Origin of the sequence: Undibacterium sp. Di27W (assembly GCF_049340345.1) — a bacterium.
Classification (GTDB): domain Bacteria; phylum Pseudomonadota; class Gammaproteobacteria; order Burkholderiales; family Burkholderiaceae_D; genus Undibacterium.
The window spans coordinates 138,157-154,347 of record NZ_JBMPOS010000005.1 but is presented as its reverse complement, the minus strand read 5'-3'; the positions used below and the strand labels follow the sequence as shown (position 1 = coordinate 154,347).

Annotated in this window: 15 protein-coding genes; 9 read left to right on the top strand and 6 right to left on the bottom strand. The window is 50.6% G+C overall.

Features of this window, described 5'->3' with window-relative positions:
• Positions 1 to 2: 2 nt before the first annotated feature.
• From ACO0LF_RS12200 to ACO0LF_RS12190, 3 genes are all read right to left on the bottom strand, one after another.
• Positions 3 to 1,049: an acyltransferase family protein gene (locus ACO0LF_RS12200; protein WP_423014345.1), complete on the bottom strand. Its 1,047-nt coding sequence runs from the start codon at positions 1,047 to 1,049 to the stop codon at positions 3 to 5.
• A gap of 178 nt (positions 1,050 to 1,227) precedes the next feature.
• Positions 1,228 to 1,908 carry a Fe2+-dependent dioxygenase gene (locus tag ACO0LF_RS12195; RefSeq protein WP_423014344.1) on the bottom strand — a complete coding sequence of 227 codons (681 nt, stop codon included), beginning with the start codon at positions 1,906 to 1,908 and terminating at the stop codon, positions 1,228 to 1,230.
• A 60-nt stretch (positions 1,909 to 1,968) separates the two neighbouring features.
• A complete protein-coding gene (locus ACO0LF_RS12190) occupies positions 1,969 to 4,275 on the bottom strand; it encodes a catecholate siderophore receptor Fiu (RefSeq protein ID WP_423014343.1) in 2,307 nt (768 codons plus the stop codon).
• Positions 4,276 to 4,687: 412 nt separating this feature from the next.
• Between ACO0LF_RS12190 and ACO0LF_RS12185 the strand changes: the two genes are divergently transcribed.
• The 5 genes from ACO0LF_RS12185 to crcB all read left to right on the top strand — a co-directional run bounded on the left by ACO0LF_RS12185 (position 4,688) and on the right by crcB (position 7,785).
• Positions 4,688 to 5,224, top strand: a complete 537-nt coding sequence (locus ACO0LF_RS12185; protein WP_423014342.1) for a glycine zipper 2TM domain-containing protein — start codon at positions 4,688 to 4,690, stop codon at positions 5,222 to 5,224.
• Between the two features lie 201 nt (positions 5,225 to 5,425).
• The gene (gene glp, locus ACO0LF_RS12180) at positions 5,426 to 6,628 is read left to right on the top strand and encodes a gephyrin-like molybdotransferase Glp (protein WP_423014341.1); all 1,203 of its coding nucleotides are present in this window, start codon (positions 5,426 to 5,428) and stop codon (positions 6,626 to 6,628) included.
• A gap of 42 nt (positions 6,629 to 6,670) precedes the next feature.
• Positions 6,671 to 6,928, top strand: coding sequence for a molybdopterin converting factor subunit 1 (moaD, locus tag ACO0LF_RS12175; RefSeq protein WP_423014679.1), 258 nt, complete (start codon positions 6,671 to 6,673; stop codon positions 6,926 to 6,928).
• 3 nt (positions 6,929 to 6,931) lie between these two features.
• Positions 6,932 to 7,408, top strand: coding sequence for a molybdopterin synthase catalytic subunit MoaE (gene moaE / locus ACO0LF_RS12170; protein WP_423014340.1), 477 nt, complete (start codon positions 6,932 to 6,934; stop codon positions 7,406 to 7,408).
• Positions 7,405 to 7,785 carry a fluoride efflux transporter CrcB gene (gene crcB, locus ACO0LF_RS12165; protein ID WP_423014339.1) on the top strand — a complete coding sequence of 127 codons (381 nt, stop codon included), beginning with the start codon at positions 7,405 to 7,407 and terminating at the stop codon, positions 7,783 to 7,785. The genes moaE and crcB overlap by 4 nt, the downstream gene beginning before the upstream one ends.
• A 19-nt stretch (positions 7,786 to 7,804) precedes the next feature.
• Here the strand turns inward: crcB and ACO0LF_RS12160 are convergent, their stop codons facing one another.
• Positions 7,805 to 8,833: a phytanoyl-CoA dioxygenase family protein gene (locus ACO0LF_RS12160; RefSeq protein ID WP_423014338.1), complete on the bottom strand. Its 1,029-nt coding sequence runs from the start codon at positions 8,831 to 8,833 to the stop codon at positions 7,805 to 7,807.
• Positions 8,834 to 8,994: 161 nt separating this feature from the next.
• Here ACO0LF_RS12160 and pip point away from each other — a divergent pair, with 161 nt between their 5' ends.
• Positions 8,995 to 9,960 (top strand): prolyl aminopeptidase, encoded by a 966-nt coding sequence (gene pip / locus ACO0LF_RS12155; protein ID WP_423014337.1) that lies wholly within the window; start codon positions 8,995 to 8,997, stop codon positions 9,958 to 9,960.
• A gap of 23 nt (positions 9,961 to 9,983) precedes the next feature.
• Here the strand turns inward: pip and ACO0LF_RS12150 are convergent, their stop codons facing one another.
• On the bottom strand, positions 9,984 to 10,526 hold the full coding sequence (locus ACO0LF_RS12150) for a hypothetical protein (protein ID WP_423014336.1): 543 nt from the start codon (positions 10,524 to 10,526) through the stop codon (positions 9,984 to 9,986).
• A 117-nt stretch (positions 10,527 to 10,643) separates the two neighbouring features.
• On the opposite strand from ACO0LF_RS12150, the gene clpB reads away from it, so the two are divergent.
• Positions 10,644 to 13,247 carry an ATP-dependent chaperone ClpB gene (gene clpB, locus ACO0LF_RS12145; RefSeq protein ID WP_423014335.1) on the top strand — a complete coding sequence of 868 codons (2,604 nt, stop codon included), beginning with the start codon at positions 10,644 to 10,646 and terminating at the stop codon, positions 13,245 to 13,247.
• A 95-nt stretch (positions 13,248 to 13,342) separates the two neighbouring features.
• On the opposite strand, the gene ACO0LF_RS12140 is transcribed toward clpB, so the two are convergent.
• Entirely contained in the window at positions 13,343 to 14,128 is a 786-nt protein-coding gene (locus ACO0LF_RS12140; protein WP_423014334.1) for an AraC family transcriptional regulator, read from the bottom strand.
• Positions 14,129 to 14,332: 204 nt separating this feature from the next.
• Between ACO0LF_RS12140 and ACO0LF_RS12135 the strand changes: the two genes are divergently transcribed.
• On the top strand, positions 14,333 to 15,562 hold the full coding sequence (locus tag ACO0LF_RS12135; protein ID WP_423014333.1) for an MFS transporter: 1,230 nt from the start codon (positions 14,333 to 14,335) through the stop codon (positions 15,560 to 15,562).
• A gap of 44 nt (positions 15,563 to 15,606) precedes the next feature.
• On the top strand, positions 15,607 to 16,101 hold the full coding sequence (gene rraA, locus ACO0LF_RS12130; protein WP_423014332.1) for a ribonuclease E activity regulator RraA: 495 nt from the start codon (positions 15,607 to 15,609) through the stop codon (positions 16,099 to 16,101).
• The last annotated feature ends 90 nt before the right edge of the window (positions 16,102 to 16,191 follow it).

Sequence of the window (16,191 nt, the reverse complement as noted above, 5' to 3'; positions counted from 1 at the left end):
AGTTAGCGCTCAAAGCGCGTTTTCCATGCCAGGAACCAGGATTCGTAATAACGGAAGCTGATGCTGGCGAGTACGATACTCATGCATAAGGTCAGCAAGAAAACTGCGATACCTGGATCATTGATCTGGAATACTTTAAAAAGTTTGCCGACAAAGTTTTTGCATAGCATATGCAACATGTACATGCCGTAGCTGATTGCACCCAGATAGGCCAGGGGTTTAAACGCGAGCAGGGTGGACAATGGATGCTGCACCCGGATTACGCAAGAGCCAACCACGGCAGCAAACAGGATGGATGAAACAAAACCTGGTAATGTCTGGCTTTGCAAACTTAACAAACTGAGAACAAGGGCAATAAATGTAACTGGTGCTGACCAGCTTTGACCAAGTAGGCGGTACAGCCAGGTAAAAGACTTTTCATGGTTCAAACCTATCGCCAGCAAGGCGCCCAGTACTATTGGCAGCTGTATCATGTCCAGGCTACGCAGCCCCAGCAATTGACTGCCTACGCAGGCAATGGTGACCACAAGCAGGATCAGACTGGCCCGCCCGACTGAACCTGCCAATAAAAGCAGGGGTGGCCATACCAGATAAAATTGTTCTTCTGCTGCCAGCGACCAGGCAAAATAAAAAATCACCCGCCCATCCAGGGCCACAAATAAATTCGAAGTATAAGTCGCAAAGTAAATCAGGTTCTGGAAAAAAGCCTGGCCTACAGCCGTATGTCGTTCCAAAAAAAAGACCAGGATGATGTACAGCACTAATGTGCCGTAATACAGAGGGAAGATACGCAAGGAACGGCGCAGGTAAAATGCCTTGAGGTCTATCTTGCCATTACGTTCACGTTCCCTGAGTAATAAAGTCGTGATCAAAAAACCACTGATGGCAAAGAATAATTGCACGCCTTGTGCGCCTATGCTCGCCAGCATGGTATTGACACCAGCGGGTGCCGTGTGATGCCAGATCACAGCAATGATGCTGATGGCACGCAAGCCATCGAGTGACTCAAATCTCTTATTGGAAAGATAGTCGGCAAACGATTTAAACATCCATGCACCCTGCAGACGGGCTGTTTTGCTTGTCAAGTTTCATGTTTGTCTGATCTGCGTTTTGGGCTGGGCTTCGATGAAAGCCAGTTTACCGTTAAGTAGGAAAGCCCGCATAGAAATTTATTCGTGCGGGCTTTACGCATTACGGTCGCGGATTAGTTATAAATAAGCTGCAATGTCAGGTCTCTGACCACATACGCAAGAGATTGTGATACTGACCTGTCAGGCTCAGTACTTCAGGGCTGTCGCCAAGTTGCGCGCGCAAGCGGCTAATATTCTGGTCCATGTCAAACAGCATGCTGCGGCGGGCATCGTCGCGTATCATGCTTTGCGTCCACAAGAACGAGCATATGCGCTCCCCGCGGGTGACTGGCAAGACCTGGTGCAGGCTGATGGATGGGTAGAGTATCAAGTCACCGGCTGGCAATTTGACCTCGTGGGTGCCATATGTATCGACCACTTCCAGTTCGCCGCCCTCATACTCTTCCGGGTCACACAGGAATAGAGTAGAAGACACATCGGTGCGCAGGCTGTAATTGCCATTGGCAACATGGCGCACGGCTCCGTCCACATGCAGGCCATAGTGCTCACCACCGGCATAGGAGTTAAACAAGGGCGGTACGATGCGCAGAGGGAGGGCAGCGGCAAAAAACAGGGGATTGCTCTTTAAGGCATGCAAAACGATCTGGCCTAGCTCTTGTGCCAGTGCAGAATGCTCAGGCAGTTGGCGGTTGCGTTTGACCAGGGCACCCTGGTCCCCCACGGTTTGCTTGCCATCAACCCAGTTTGCTGCGTCCAGCTTTTGACGAATTGCACTGACTTGCTCACGGCTGAGCACGCCTGGTATATGTAGCATCATGACGAAGGCTCCAGGAAAAAGCCCCTCGGGGAGAGGGGCCGCTATTACTTTTAAATTACTTTAGAACTTCACATTTGCTGTCAGGCTGAAAGTTCTTGGGGCGCCTGGAGTGTAACGGTAACCGCTCTTGTTAATGGACGCAACATAAGCCTTGTCTGCCAGATTATTGATATTCAATTGCAGGTCGACATTTTTGCTGATGGCATAACTGGCCATGCCATCAAACACCCAATAGGATTCTGTTTTGGCTGGCGTACCTACTGCACCATCTGTGCCACGTAACAGCGAGTCAACAAAACGTCCGCCGCCACCGATTTTGATGCCCATAGGCAATTGGTAAGATGTCCAGGCTGTAAAGCTTTGCTTTGGTGTATAGCTCAGGTTATTGCTACCCAGGGCAGTGACAGCAGGACCGCTTTCTACACTGGTATCCATTCTGGTGTAACCAGCACTGACCAGCCAGTTACGATTGACAGCACCAGTGACGCCCAGTTCCACGCCTTGTACACGCTTTTTACCAGTCTGGTAGTACAGCAAGTCAACCAGGTTTTGTACGATGTCATTGGATACTTCAGTGCGATAAATTGCCGCTGTGAAGGATAGTTTTTGGTCCAGCAAATCCCATTTGGTGCCCACTTCCATATTTTTGGTTTCTTGCGGATCAAACTTTGGATTGGCAGCGCTGTTTGCAGATGTGCTCAGGGCAAAGTTGGAGCCGCCAGGTGGTTGCTTGGAGGTGGAATACGATGCATAGACACTGCTGTCTTTAGTCGGCTTATACAAAACACCTAATTTGAAGTTAACCAGATTACCGGCAATGTTCAAATTTGTCGGTATAGGCGTACCTACTGGCAGGGTCGGATTGGCAGCAAGCGTGGACAGGCTTGCTGCCGAGTAGTCTGTCGAATAGTGATCAATACGCACGCCTGCATTGGCTTGCCATTCAGGGCTAAACTTGATGGTGTCAAATACGTAGGCACTGGCAGTATTGGTGCTGCCGCGGGTGAATACAGCATTGCGTACCGGATTCAGGCCTGTGATGGTGTCACGTGGATTAGGATTGTAGAAATTAGCGGCTGCCAAAGTGCCCAGGCCATCATTGCCCCAGGTGTTTTGCTTTTCACTCGTCACTTCTATGCCACCAACCAGACTGTGTTTCAGGCCTGCCAGTTCCAGGTCTGCTACCAGATTGGTCTGGTTAGTCAGGATTTCATTTTCCTGGTCTTTCAATGTGCGTATGCTGCGTGCTAAAGTCCAGGTAGAGATGTCTGTTGCAGATGGCGTCAGCAGATTGGCAGTTGAACCCATGAAAGAAGTCAGCAGGTAATGCTGGCTGGTTTTACCATAGCGCGCAGTATTGATCAGTTTGAGCTTGTCGCTGAAATCATGTTCTATACGGCCAGTCAGCATGTCGGCAGTGACTTTGTCGAAGTCATAGACGGAACCATAGAAATTTTTTGAGTCAACTCTTGGTGCAGTACCGATGAAAGGGCGTTTTGCGTCTGGACTGGTATAGCCTGGCAAGCCTATCGTCGGCACACCACCATCAGGCATATTGTCTTGTTGCACATGCAGGTAATTCAGATAGAAGCGGGTAGGGGACTTCAAGCCAAAAGCGAAAGAAGGTGCTACGCCCCAGCGCTTGTTTTTGACTTCATTGCGGCCTGCTACGCCACTATCCTGGTCAAATACATTCAAGCGGAAGGCTGAGCCTTGTTCTGCACTGATGACTTTGTTCCAGTCAAGTGCGACGCGTTTTTGGCTGGCACTACCTACAGTCACATTGCCAGATGTTGCATCATCAAGTGTTGCCTGTTTGCTGACCAGGTTCACTGAGCCAGTAGGTGAACCGCGGCCACCATCGGTGCCAGCAGGGCCTTTCAGGACATCGATTTGTTCTATATTGAACAAGTCGCGGGAGATAGAGCCCAGGTCGCGCACGCCATCAACATAAATGCTGCTGGAAGCATCAAAACCACGCATGTAAATGCTGTCACCGGTGCTGGTGCTGCCATTTTCACCCAGGAAGAAGGCGCCGACACCAGGTGTGTTGCGCAGCGCTTCAGTCAGCGTCAATGCACCTTGCTGGTCTATCAGTTCGCGCTTGATGACGGTAATGGTTTGTGTGGTGTCTACCAGCGGTTGTGTGTATTTTGCAGACGACGCCTTGTCAGCCTTGAAGTCATTTTCTGTTTTTGCTGTTACTTTTACTTCAGGCAAGGCTGGGTCCGCCGCGTGAGCAGCGATAGGCAGCAAAAATGCAGCGGCTGCAACGGTCATTGTGTGATTGATGCGCGGACTAATCAGTGAGTTGGTGATAGAACTGAATAGGGCGTGTTGATGCTTGCGACTCTTGATGTGGGCCATGATATTTCCTGGGGGAAAATAAGATTTAAAAATAAAATACCGCTGGCTTTTCTGGAGGAATGGCTGAGGTGGGAATGTAAAAAAATCAGTGCGCAATTGTAACTAGATGAAATGTGAAAGTAAATGATAATCGTTCTTATTTGTATCCAATAAATCATATTTATACTTGCTTGATTGCAAATTTGTTATTCTTAATTTAGTTTTGTTATCTTTTAGGCAATAACGCATATGTTTTGCTGTTTGCGAGCTATGTAGGCGAGTTCACCGAGGTGCCAGCAGATGCCAGCTTATGAGGGTGCGTAGGGATGGAAGTGCAAGTGAATGTTAATTACTCAAGTTTTTTTACAGTATCGGTCAACAATAGTGTCGCTGCTGCGTTGATTGAGTACATTACTTTTTTTTGGAGTTCACCATGCGCAAGCTTACTATCCTGACCACAATTGCACTGGTTGCTGCATTGGCGGGATGCGCGACCCAGCGTTATCCAGCTCAAGCGCAAAATCAATATCCTGCGCAATATCCCAATCAGTATCAACCTCAATATCAACCCCAATACCAGAATCAGTACCCACAGTCTCAGCCTCATGTGAATCAATATCAAAACAGTTACGTGGATACTGCTGTCATCGTAGGTATGCGTGAGGTCAGTGTCGGTGGCGGCTCTTCGGGTGGTGGTGCCGTGGTAGGAGCCTTGCTAGGCGGTGTGCTCGGCCATCAGGTTGGTAAAGGCACGGGGCGTGATCTGGCTACCGTAGGTGGTGCTATTGCGGGTGGCGTCATTGGCAATGAAATGGAACGTGGCTCCAGCCAAAGAAACAAGCTGGAGCTGACAATACGTTTAAATAATGGCGATCAGCGTGCACTCATCGTTGAACCTAATAATTACTATCGCGTTGGCGACAGAGTCAGGATCACAGTCCAGAATGGCCAGCTTGGCATCGTACCCTGAGTATTGAATTGAGTTCGGCCATGCAACTTTGATAGATATCTAAGTTTTCAGAAAAAAATCCACATGCATATTGCCTGTGGATTTTTTTTTGCCTCTTATTGCTGTTAGCTATACGACATAACATTGCTTGCTCATGTTGTCTCCCTCGGACTCAGGCTACAATATTGCTTACTAAAATAAGCAGAAGCGGAATCCTGAATCATGTCCCAACCTATGCTGAGCAGCAAAGAAGCACTGGAATTTCTATTGTCCGCCGTGCGCCCCATTAAGGGTGTAGAAACGCTGGCGACGATAGCTGCTTGTGGCCGCATCCTGGCGCAAGATCAATCATCGCTACTACACGTGCCACCTGTGGATAATACCCAGATGGATGGTTATGCGGTGCGTGCCAGTGATTGTGTAAGCGCAGAGACGCGCTTGCGTATCTCGCAACGTATCCCGGCAGGTTATGTTGCCCAGGCTCTGGAGCCGGGGACTGCTGCGCGCATCTTTACAGGCGCGATGATACCTGAGGGGGCGGATGCGGTTGTCATGCAAGAGCAGTGTCAGGCTGATGGCGATTTCGTCATTATCAAACATCAGCCACGTGCTGGTGAATGGGTGCGTAGGCAGGGTGAAGATATCCAGGCTGGTGCCACCATATTGAAGGCTGGTACGCGCTTGCGTGCGCAGGAGCTGGGTTTGGCTGCCTCTGTCGGTCTGGCGCAACTCCCTGTATTGCGTCTGCTCAGGGTGGCGGTGTTTTTTACTGGCGATGAGCTGACCATGCCTGGTGAGCCCTTGAAGCCAGGAGCGATTTATAACTCCAATCGTTTTACCCTGACAGGTTTGTTGCAGGAAATGGGATGTGTGGTCACCGATTATGGCATCGTACCAGACCAGCTGGATGCAACGCGTGAAACCTTGCGCCGCGCCAGCCAGGACCATGATCTCATCATCACTTCCGGCGGTGTTTCTGTTGGTGAAGAAGACCATATACGTCCCGCAGTCGAAGCTGAGGGTAGTCTGAATATGTGGCAGATTGCCATGAAGCCGGGCAAGCCGCTGGCTTTTGGTGAGGTTGGCCAGGCATTCTTCATTGGTTTGCCGGGGAATCCAGTATCGAGCTTCGTGACTTTCCTGTTATTCGTACGCCCCTTTTTATTGCGTATGCAAGGGGTGGAAAAAGTCCTGCCTGCTGCCTATCCTGTGCGCGCTGATTTTGACTGGCTCAAACCCGACCGGCGCAATGAGTTTCTGCGTGCGCGCATGAATGCCGATGGCGGCCTGGATTTATTTGCTAATCAAAGTTCTGGTGTGCTGACCTCTACCGTCTGGGGTGACGGTTTGATTGATCTTGCACCAGGCCAGACGATACAAAAGGGAGATTTAGTACGATATATCCCCTTTAGCAGTTTTACCTGAACATGGTTTGGCGATAGCCTGAAAATTCGATTAGCTACAATGATGAACATACAATTACGTTTTTTTGCCAGTGTCCGTGAAAAGCTGGGCATGGCTGAGCAAAAAGTCAGCTTGCCGGAAGGCATAAATACGGTCGGTGAAGTCAGAGCATGGCTGGTGGAGCGTGGCGATATCTGGGCGGAAGTATTAACGCCAGGACGTGCTTTGCGTATGGCTTATAACCAGCAAATGTGTGAAGCGGATACCCACATCAGTGAAGGTGCGGAAGTGGCTTTCTTTCCACCTGTTACCGGAGGGTGATCAGTGATGATCCGTGTGCAAACTGCTGATTTCGACCTGAATGCTGAGCTGCTTCAACTGCGTCAGGGCAATCCTGGTATCGGTGCTGTGGTCAGTTTTGTTGGTCTGGTGCGAGATATCAACGATGGCGAGGACATCAGTGCCATGGAGCTGGAGCATTATCCCGGTATGACGGAAAAGGCACTGGAACAGATCGTTGTACAGGCACAGGCACGCTGGGATTTGATCGATGCCCTCGTGATACACAGGGTTGGGCCCTTGTTGCCACTGGATCAAATTGTTTTGGTCGCAGTGGCGACCCGGCATCGTGGTGATGCATTTGCCGCCTGCGAATTCATCATGGATTATCTTAAAACAGAAGCGCCGTTCTGGAAGAAAGAACAAACTTCAGATGGCGCGCGCTGGGTTGATGCGCGCGAAAGCGATGATCAGGCTTTGCAAAAGTGGAGCTCGCAAACACAGGCAAAGGATATTGCATGAGCTGGTTGGGTGCATTGGCGGTAGGAGCAGGTGCAGCATTGGGAGCCTGGCTGCGTTGGGCGTTGGGTTTGTGGTTGAATGGCGTACTGCCGTCATTACCAGTGGGTACTTTGATTGCCAATCTGGGCGGCGGCTATGTCATAGGATTTGCGGTCGCTTTTTTCTCTGCCAATCCGCATCTTTCGCCTGAATGGAAACTGCTGTTGATTACAGGTTTTTTGGGGGGCTTGACGACTTTTTCCACTTTTTCAGCGGAAGCCATGGGCTTGCTGCACCGTGGCGATTATGGCTGGGCCTTGCTGCATAGCGGCGCGCATTTACTGGGCTCTATTGTTTGTTGTTTTGCCGGTTTTGCCAGTTACAAAGCGCTTGCCTGAAAAGGAAACGGCTACGGATTCAGCGCCAGGTTTCCTGTATTTGTAATTGGCTGGGTAGCATATTAATGTATTGCACTATGCGTGGTTTCTTGCCGCGATTGGGTCGGCTACCGTGGGGTAAAGCCTGATGCCAGATGACCAGGTCAGCAGCTTTGCCGCCTATTGCTTGTGAGCCCAGTGCATGCAAGTCTTGTTCCCTGGGACAGGTATTTTCTGGTAATGCATCCAGCCAACTCTCTAGTCGCCGATGAAAGCCCGGGACCAGGGTCAACGCACCTTGCTGTGGTGGTGTATCGCTCAGGTAAAGCACGCCTTGGGTGGCAAAGGGGACTGGTTGCTGCAAACTGACATCCCAGTGCAGGTCCGGCCCCTGAAACACATGGCCGGGTTTTTCAGGAACGTTGAAGCTGCAGCGATCCGTAGTCGCCCATAACTCTACCGTCCCCCATAGCTGTGCAAACGCCTTGTGTATGCGCAGTGAGCGGCGGTTTTTCTCAAATGCGGGCGACTGAAATAACTGCACCATGATATTTGCATGCCCTTTGTGATACCAGGAAGCTTCGTCATCTTCGCTGGCATCAAGGGCATCCCAGATAGTCTGCGCCGCCAGTGCGCAATCTGTCGCGGGTACGGCATCATGCAAGATGACAAAACCATGCTCGGCCCAATGCTGCAAGTCTTGCATGCTGAATACATCAGGCATGAGGGCGACTTGTTTAAATAAACTTAGGGTATCAGGCGAGAGTGGTGCGCCCTTATATAAATTCTGCAAACGGGCGATAGCGCTGCTCGAAGGCGCACCTGCAGTCTTTACTATCCATGCCTCGAACTCGGCAAAGTCTGGTCGATTTTGGAAAAGATACTGGGTTGTTTGTTCCAAGCCAAGGCCCAATACATGCAGCAACAGGCGGTCCTGATGGAAGTGAGGATTATGTCCTATGCTCTGGCCTGACAGGCTGGCCATCATGCGTGACCAATAATCAGGAAGGCCAGGCACATCCAGTTGCTCATGTTCACTCAACTGCGCATGAAGGTCTGATAGCGGCATGTCAGGGTTTTGTATATTTGTATATAAAAGCAGCATCATAGAAAATAAAAGTCTATACCGCAATACACAATCAGGCATTGCAATATTGCCTATTGCTTCTCAAAACACATGGGTATAATCGTCATTACTTACGTGAATCACTCTCTCTATTTCCTATCCATATGAGCGCAGATACTTCCCCTTTGTTTCCAGCAATAGAGCCACACAGCACTGGCATGCTGGCAGTCGATGATACCCATACCCTGTATTGGGAAGAGAGTGGCAATCCCGATGGCCAGCCGGTGATTTTTTTGCACGGCGGGCCTGGGGCAGGTACAGCGCCCAATCATCGCAGGTTTTTTGACCCTGCTCACTACCGCATCGTGCTGTTCGATCAGCGTGGTGCGGGCAAGTCTCTGCCTTTGGGCGAATACCGCAATAACACCACGGCGCTGCTGATCGAGGATATAGAAAAAATCCGTGTCATGCTGGGCATAGAGCAATGGCTGGTCTTTGGTGGTTCCTGGGGCTCGACTCTGGCGCTGGCTTATGGTGAAGCGCATCCTGAGCGCTGCTTGGGTTTTGTGCTCAGGGGTATTTTCCTGTGTACCAAGGCTGAGGTTGAATGGTTTGTGAATGGCATGAAATGGTTTTTCCCTGAAGTGCATCAGCGTTTTGCCGAAGGCGTACCAGCAGAAGAACGTCATGATTTGCTGCAGGCCTATGCCAAACGCTTGTTCAGCGACGACCCCGCGGTGTACACCGAGGCGGCACGTAACTGGAGCCGTTATGAAGGTTCCTGCATCTTCTTGCTGCCGCAGGCGGATACCATTGCCGATTTTGAGTCAGATGCGGTAGCCATAGGCTTGGGCAGGCTGGAAGCGCATTACATGATCAATGCGGCTTTCATGCGTGAAGACCAGTTGATTGGGGATATAGATCGCATTCGCCATTTGCCTGCCGTCATCGTGCAAGGCCGTTATGATGTAGTTTGCCCACCGACAACTGCCCACAGGCTGCATCAAGCCTGGCCAGAGGCAAGTTTGCACTTGATTGCGGATGCTGGCCATTCTGGTTCAGAGCCAGGCATCGCTGCTGCACTGGTTGATGCTACTGAACAGTTCAAAACAAGCGGCAAATTCAGTTAATTCATCCTTGCGGCTGACGAGACTCAGTTCAGCAAGTGGGCGGCAGGGGTTTCTGGTGTGCTACCCAGCATTTCCAAAGTGAAGCCCCAGTCGGCCTTTTCTACGGCATCCTGGAATAACTTGCAAAAGCCATGCAGCAGACGCTTGCCCATAGCAATTTCAAAATTCTTGCCGCCGGCGACTGTAAATTCCATCCTGAATGGCAGTTTCGCATGGACGTGGAATTGTATGTTTTCTGGCAACATAGCGACCTTGCCCAGTGGCCAACCCTGGACATCATCCTCGAGTGGAGCATTAAAATGACCACTATCCTTCATTTCGGCCACTGAGGCTTCATGTTCCATTTGCACCAGCTCCGAGCTGGCGTGGGCGGCGCTGGGTTTGCTCATCTTGATTTGCTTGCCCATGGCTTCGAGCAGGCCTGGCCAAAACTTCATGGTGGTGCGGCGGGAAAACAAGAGGTCTATCTCTTGTCTCGCTGCCTTATCTTTTTCTGCAAAAGATAACTTCAGCAGTAATCTATCCTGTTCAGGAAGATAAGTAATTTGTATCTGATGTAAATCCATGTGGTCTTTGATATAAAACAAACATCGTGAAGTGCATTGCGAGTTTAGCTCTGCCTATTCTTGAAATTGGCTAGCCTGCCCCAAATTGTATGCTAACTAATTCTTCAGGAGAGAGTCATGCGGCTCGACAAATTAACTACCAAGCTACAAGAAGCGCTCGCCGATGCGCAAAGTCAGGCAGTCGGCAATGATAACCAATACATAGAACCTGTGCACGTCTTGTTGGCATTAATCAACCAGGACGATGGCAGCAGCCATTCCTTGCTACAAAGGGCAGGGGTAAATGTGACAGCCCTCAGCAATGCTTTGAAAGCCGCTTTGGAGCGTTTGCCCAAGGTCAGCGGTACCGACGGACAGGTTCAGGCCGGGCGTGAACTGGTGGGTTTGCTCAATCTGGCTGACAAGGAATCACAAAAGCGCGGTGACCAGTTCCTCGCCAGTGAAATGATCTTGCTGGCCCTGACAGAAGATAAGTCTGAAGCAGGCAAGCTGGCTCGTGAAAATGGACTGACGCGTAAAGCGCTGGAGGCTGCCATTGCCGCCGTGCGCGGCAGCAATAATGTAGATAGCCAGGATGCTGAAGGACAACGTGAAGCCTTAAAAAAATATACGCTGGACCTGACTGAGCGTGCCCGTCTGGGTAAGCTTGATCCTGTCATAGGCCGTGATGATGAAATTCGCCGCGCTATCCAGGTCTTGCAGCGCCGCAGCAAGAATAATCCTGTGCTCATTGGTGAGCCTGGCGTTGGTAAAACTGCCATCGTCGAAGGCCTGGCGCAGCGTATTGTCAATGGCGAAGTCCCAGATAGCCTGAAATCCAAGCGCGTCTTGTCGCTGGATATGGCCGCCTTGCTGGCTGGTGCCAAATACCGTGGTGAGTTTGAAGAACGCCTGAAAGCCGTACTCAAAGAAATCGCCATGGATGAGGGCCAGACCATCGTCTTTATTGATGAGCTACACACAATGGTAGGCGCAGGCAAGGCAGAAGGTGCAATGGATGCGGGCAATATGCTCAAACCTGCACTGGCACGCGGTGAGCTGCACTGCGTAGGCGCAACCACGCTGGATGAATATCGCAAATACATAGAGAAAGATGCAGCGCTGGAACGCCGTTTCCAGAAAATCATTGTGGATGAGCCTAGTGTAGAAGCAACCATAGCGATCCTGCGTGGCTTGCAAGAAAAATATGAAGTCCATCATGGCGTCGATATTACTGATCCTGCCATCGTTGCTGCGGCAGAGTTGTCACACCGCTACATCACCGACCGTTTCCTGCCCGACAAAGCAATCGACCTGATCGATGAAGCAGCGGCCAAGATCAAGATAGAGATAGATTCCAAGCCCGAGGTCATGGATAAACTGGACCGTCGCCTGATACAGCTGAAGATAGAAAAAGAAGCGGTGAAGCGCGAGAAAGACGAAGGCTCCAGGAAGCGCATGGTCTTGATCGAAGAAGAAATAGGTAAACTGTCGCTGGAATATGCCGATCTGGAAGAAGTCTGGAAGGCAGAAAAAGCCCTGGTACAAGGCAGCACCCATATCAAGGAGGAAATAGAAAAAATCCGCCTGCAAATGGACGAAGCCAAACGCCGTGGCGACTGGCAAACCATGTCTGAATTACAGTATGGCCAATTACCTGAGCTGGAAGCACAGCTCAAGCATGCGGATATCCAGGCGGATAAAAACCAGCAAGACGGCAGCAAGATGAAGCTCTTGCGCACCCAGGTAGGTGCTGAAGAAATTGCAGAGATAGTCTCACGTGCAACCGGCATACCCGTGTCACGCATGATGCAGGGTGAGCGCGAGAAATTGTTGCATATGGAAGATGCCTTGCATCAGCGTGTCGTCGGCCAGCATGAAGCAATTACTGCGGTGTCGGATGCCATCCGTCGCTCACGTTCTGGCCTGGGTGACCCTGGTCGTCCATACGGCTCTTTCCTGTTCCTCGGACCTACCGGCGTTGGTAAAACCGAGTTGTGCAAGGCGCTGGCAAATTTCATGTTTGATACTGAAGAATCCTTGATACGTATCGACATGAGTGAGTTCATGGAAAAACACTCGGTGGCCCGCCTGATAGGTGCGCCACCCGGCTATGTAGGCTATGAAGAGGGCGGTTATTTGACCGAGGCGGTCAGGCGTAAACCATATAGCGTGATTTTGCTGGACGAAGTCGAAAAAGCGCATCATGATGTGTTTAATGTGTTGTTGCAGGTGCTTGATGATGGCCGCATGACAGATGGACAAGGACGCACGGTGGACTTTAAAAATACCGTGATCGTCATGACATCCAACCTGGGTTCGCATCAGATACAGGCGATGGAAGGTAGTGATCCAGAAGTCATCAAGATGGCCGTCATGGGTGAAGTCAAAACTCATTTCCGCCCTGAATTTATCAATCGCATAGATGAAATCGTGGTCTTCCATGCACTGGATGCGAAAAACATAGGGGCTATTGCCAAGATACAGCTCAAGACTCTGGAGCAGCGTTTGCGCCAGATGGACATGGGTTTGCGGGTCAGCGAAGATGCTTTGCAAAAAATTGCCGAGGCTGGGTTTGATCCGGTTTATGGCGCAAGACCTTTGAAGCGGGCCATACAGCAAGAGATAGAAAATGTTTTGTCCAAATTGATATTGCAAGGCAAATTCGGCCCTAAAGACATTATTGCGATTGATGCCAGAGATCATGAGCTGATATTCAGCAAAGCAGGAGAACTGGCTTGAAATTAGTGGGAACCTGGGGATAGATTACCGGTCTATACCTTTGTAGGAAAGCAAGTTTGGGCAGCATGCAAATGCTGCCCTTTTTTTATCTTCACTCATCTCTGTTTGAAAAAACTCGATGGCGATTCTCCAAAGGTTTTTTTGAACATCGCAGAAAACGCTGATTGGCTGGCATAGCCAAGTTCAGATGCTACCTGCGACAAGGGCATGCCACTGGTGATCAAAGGCGATGCCTTCGATAAGCGCATTTGCTGGCGCCAGGCAGTGAAGGACATATCGAGTTCCTGCTCAAACAAGCGCGACAGGGTGCGTGAAGAGGCTCCCACCTGTACTGCATAATCTTCCATGGTCAGGCCGGATGCCGGGTCTGCCAGTAAAATTTCACACAGGTTTTTGAGTCGCTTATCCCTGGGCATGGGCAAGCGTATGGGCAGTGCTTTTGCTGCTTGCAATTCATCCATGATGACAGCGGCAATATGAAATTCACGCGGACTGGCGACTTCTATCACTTCCATGCAGGCGATCAATTCCCTGAGCAAGGGCGAAACTTCCAGTACCAGGCAATCCGTACCGCGAAAAGGTGCAAAATCGGCATGGATATTCAGTAGCCGTAAATGTGAAGGCTCTATGATACGTACTTCATGCGCTACATTCGGTGGTATCCAGATGGCCCGTAAAGGCGGTACGAACCAGGTATTGTTATTCGCCAGTATCTGCATCATGCCCTGGGGCGTGTAGGTGAATTGCCCCCAGGTGTGGCTATGCATGCTGATGATTTCTTCTGTCGGCAGGTTTCTCGCTGCCAGCCGTACCGGGCGCTCGGGAGTGGGGCACTTGTCTGGCGCCTGGGGCCGGGTATCGGTGAGAATGTCAATGGCCATGGTTTTCCCTGGTTTTTTAGGGCTTGTGTGAAGCCGGTCCAGCAAGGCGCTGGTGACGACGGTTTCACACAAGCCCTAGTTTGGCGGAAACGCGATAAAGTTTGTCCATCTATCTTAAATCAGACTGGGTGAATTTGCATACACTAGTTGCTGAGCATCCGCTTTGCCACGCGAAGCGTGACTGGACACAGCAAAGGATTAAAAATGACAACAGCAGCAATACAGCAAGCGCCGGAGAATATGAAAAAGGATGTCATGGTGATCAGCCTGGTAGGGCTGGCACACGGCATTTCTCACTTTTTTCACATGATACTGGCACCTTTGTTCCCCTGGATTAAGGATGCCTTCAGCCTGTCCTTTGCCGAGCTGGGTTTGCTGATGACAGTATTCTTTGTAATTTCTGGCATAGGCCAGGCTTTATCCGGCTTTATCGTCGACAAGGTCGGGGCCAGGACAGTCTTATTTTTTGGCATCACTTGCCTGGGAGTAGCTGCCTTGGTATTGTCGATGTCGCAAAATTACAGCCTGCTCTTGATGGGCTCCATGCTGGCCGGGGTAGGGAATAGCGTATTTCATCCTTCGGATTACACCCTGCTTAACAAGAAAGTGTCCAGCCAGCGTTTGGGCTATGCATTTTCTGTACATGGCATCACCGGGAATCTTGGGTGGGCTGCAGCCCCCGTGTTTCTGGTGACTATCGCTGGTTTGACGACCTGGCGTACTGCCTTGTTTTGCGCAGCTTTCCTGCCTTTCGCCGTGTTGGCTATTCTGGTTTTTTACCGTGACTTATTGCATACCGAAGTAGTTCAGCATAAAAGCGCAGCACATGCCGCCAAAGCTGCCGAGGGTGCGATGGATTTCATGCATATTCCTGCTGTGTGGATGTGTTTCGGTTTTTTCTTCATGATTGCCATGGCACTGGGTGGCATACAAAGTTTTTCATCGGCCAGCTTGCGTCAGATGTATGACATGTCATTGGGCTCAGCCACCACGGCCTATACCTTGTATATGCTGGCTTCTGCTGGTGGCATGTTGTGGGGCGGTTTTCTGGCTGCCAGGACGACCAATCACGACAGAACGATCACCCTTGCGTTCAGTTTTGCCGGGATTTTTTCGCTTATTCTTGCCAGTGGTACTGTAAATGCAAGTATCGCTATTTTGCTCATGGGCGCAATAGGATTCGGCTCCGGAGTCGCCGGTCCTTCGCGTGATTTGATGATACGTGCTGCAGCTCCCAAGAATGCGACAGGCCGCGTGTACGGCATCGTCTATTCTGGCCTGGATTCTGGTTTGGCAGTGGCACCGTTGATTTTTGGGGCCATCATGGATGCGCATCATCCTTCCTGGGTATTTATCTGCGTGGGCTTCTTTCAGGTGCTGGCCATCTTGACGGCTGTCAATGTTGGCAGCAGGACCAGGGCATTGGCGGTTTAAACATAGCTGGTTAGAATAGGGTTCCACCTTAACGTGGACACACCATGAGCTTTGCTACCTGTGATATCTGTGATGCCAATGAAGACAAGATTGCCACGCATGAACTGGCAGTTATCCCGCCTATCTTCATGCGCTATGGCAATGTCAGCAAATTCAGCGGTCAGGCCGTAACGCTGAAAGTCTTTGAAGACAATGTCCTCGTCAGAGCAACACTGGAAACTCCAGGCAATGGTCAGGTGCTGGTCATAGACGGCGGTGGCAGCTTCCGTTGTGCGCTGGTGGGTGGCAATCTGGCAGCACTGGCTGAAAAGAATGGCTGGGCAGGTATTGTCGTCCATGGTTGTATCCGTGATGTGGATGAAATCAATGCCTGTAACATCGGCGTGCGGGCCATGGCACCCATGCCTTTGCGTTCGAACAAGCATGGTGGCGGTATGAAGGATGTGCGCATCAATATCGCTGGTGTGGCGATCAAGCCGGGGGACTGGATTTATGCTGACGCCGACGGCGTACTGGTTGCGAGGGAAGCGCTGGTGTAAGTTAGCCCAGTGATATCTGGTGTACGCATGCAGCTCAGTGAGCTGTGTGCGTTTTGTTTTTCAAGGGCCAAATCCTGGCTTGTGGTATAA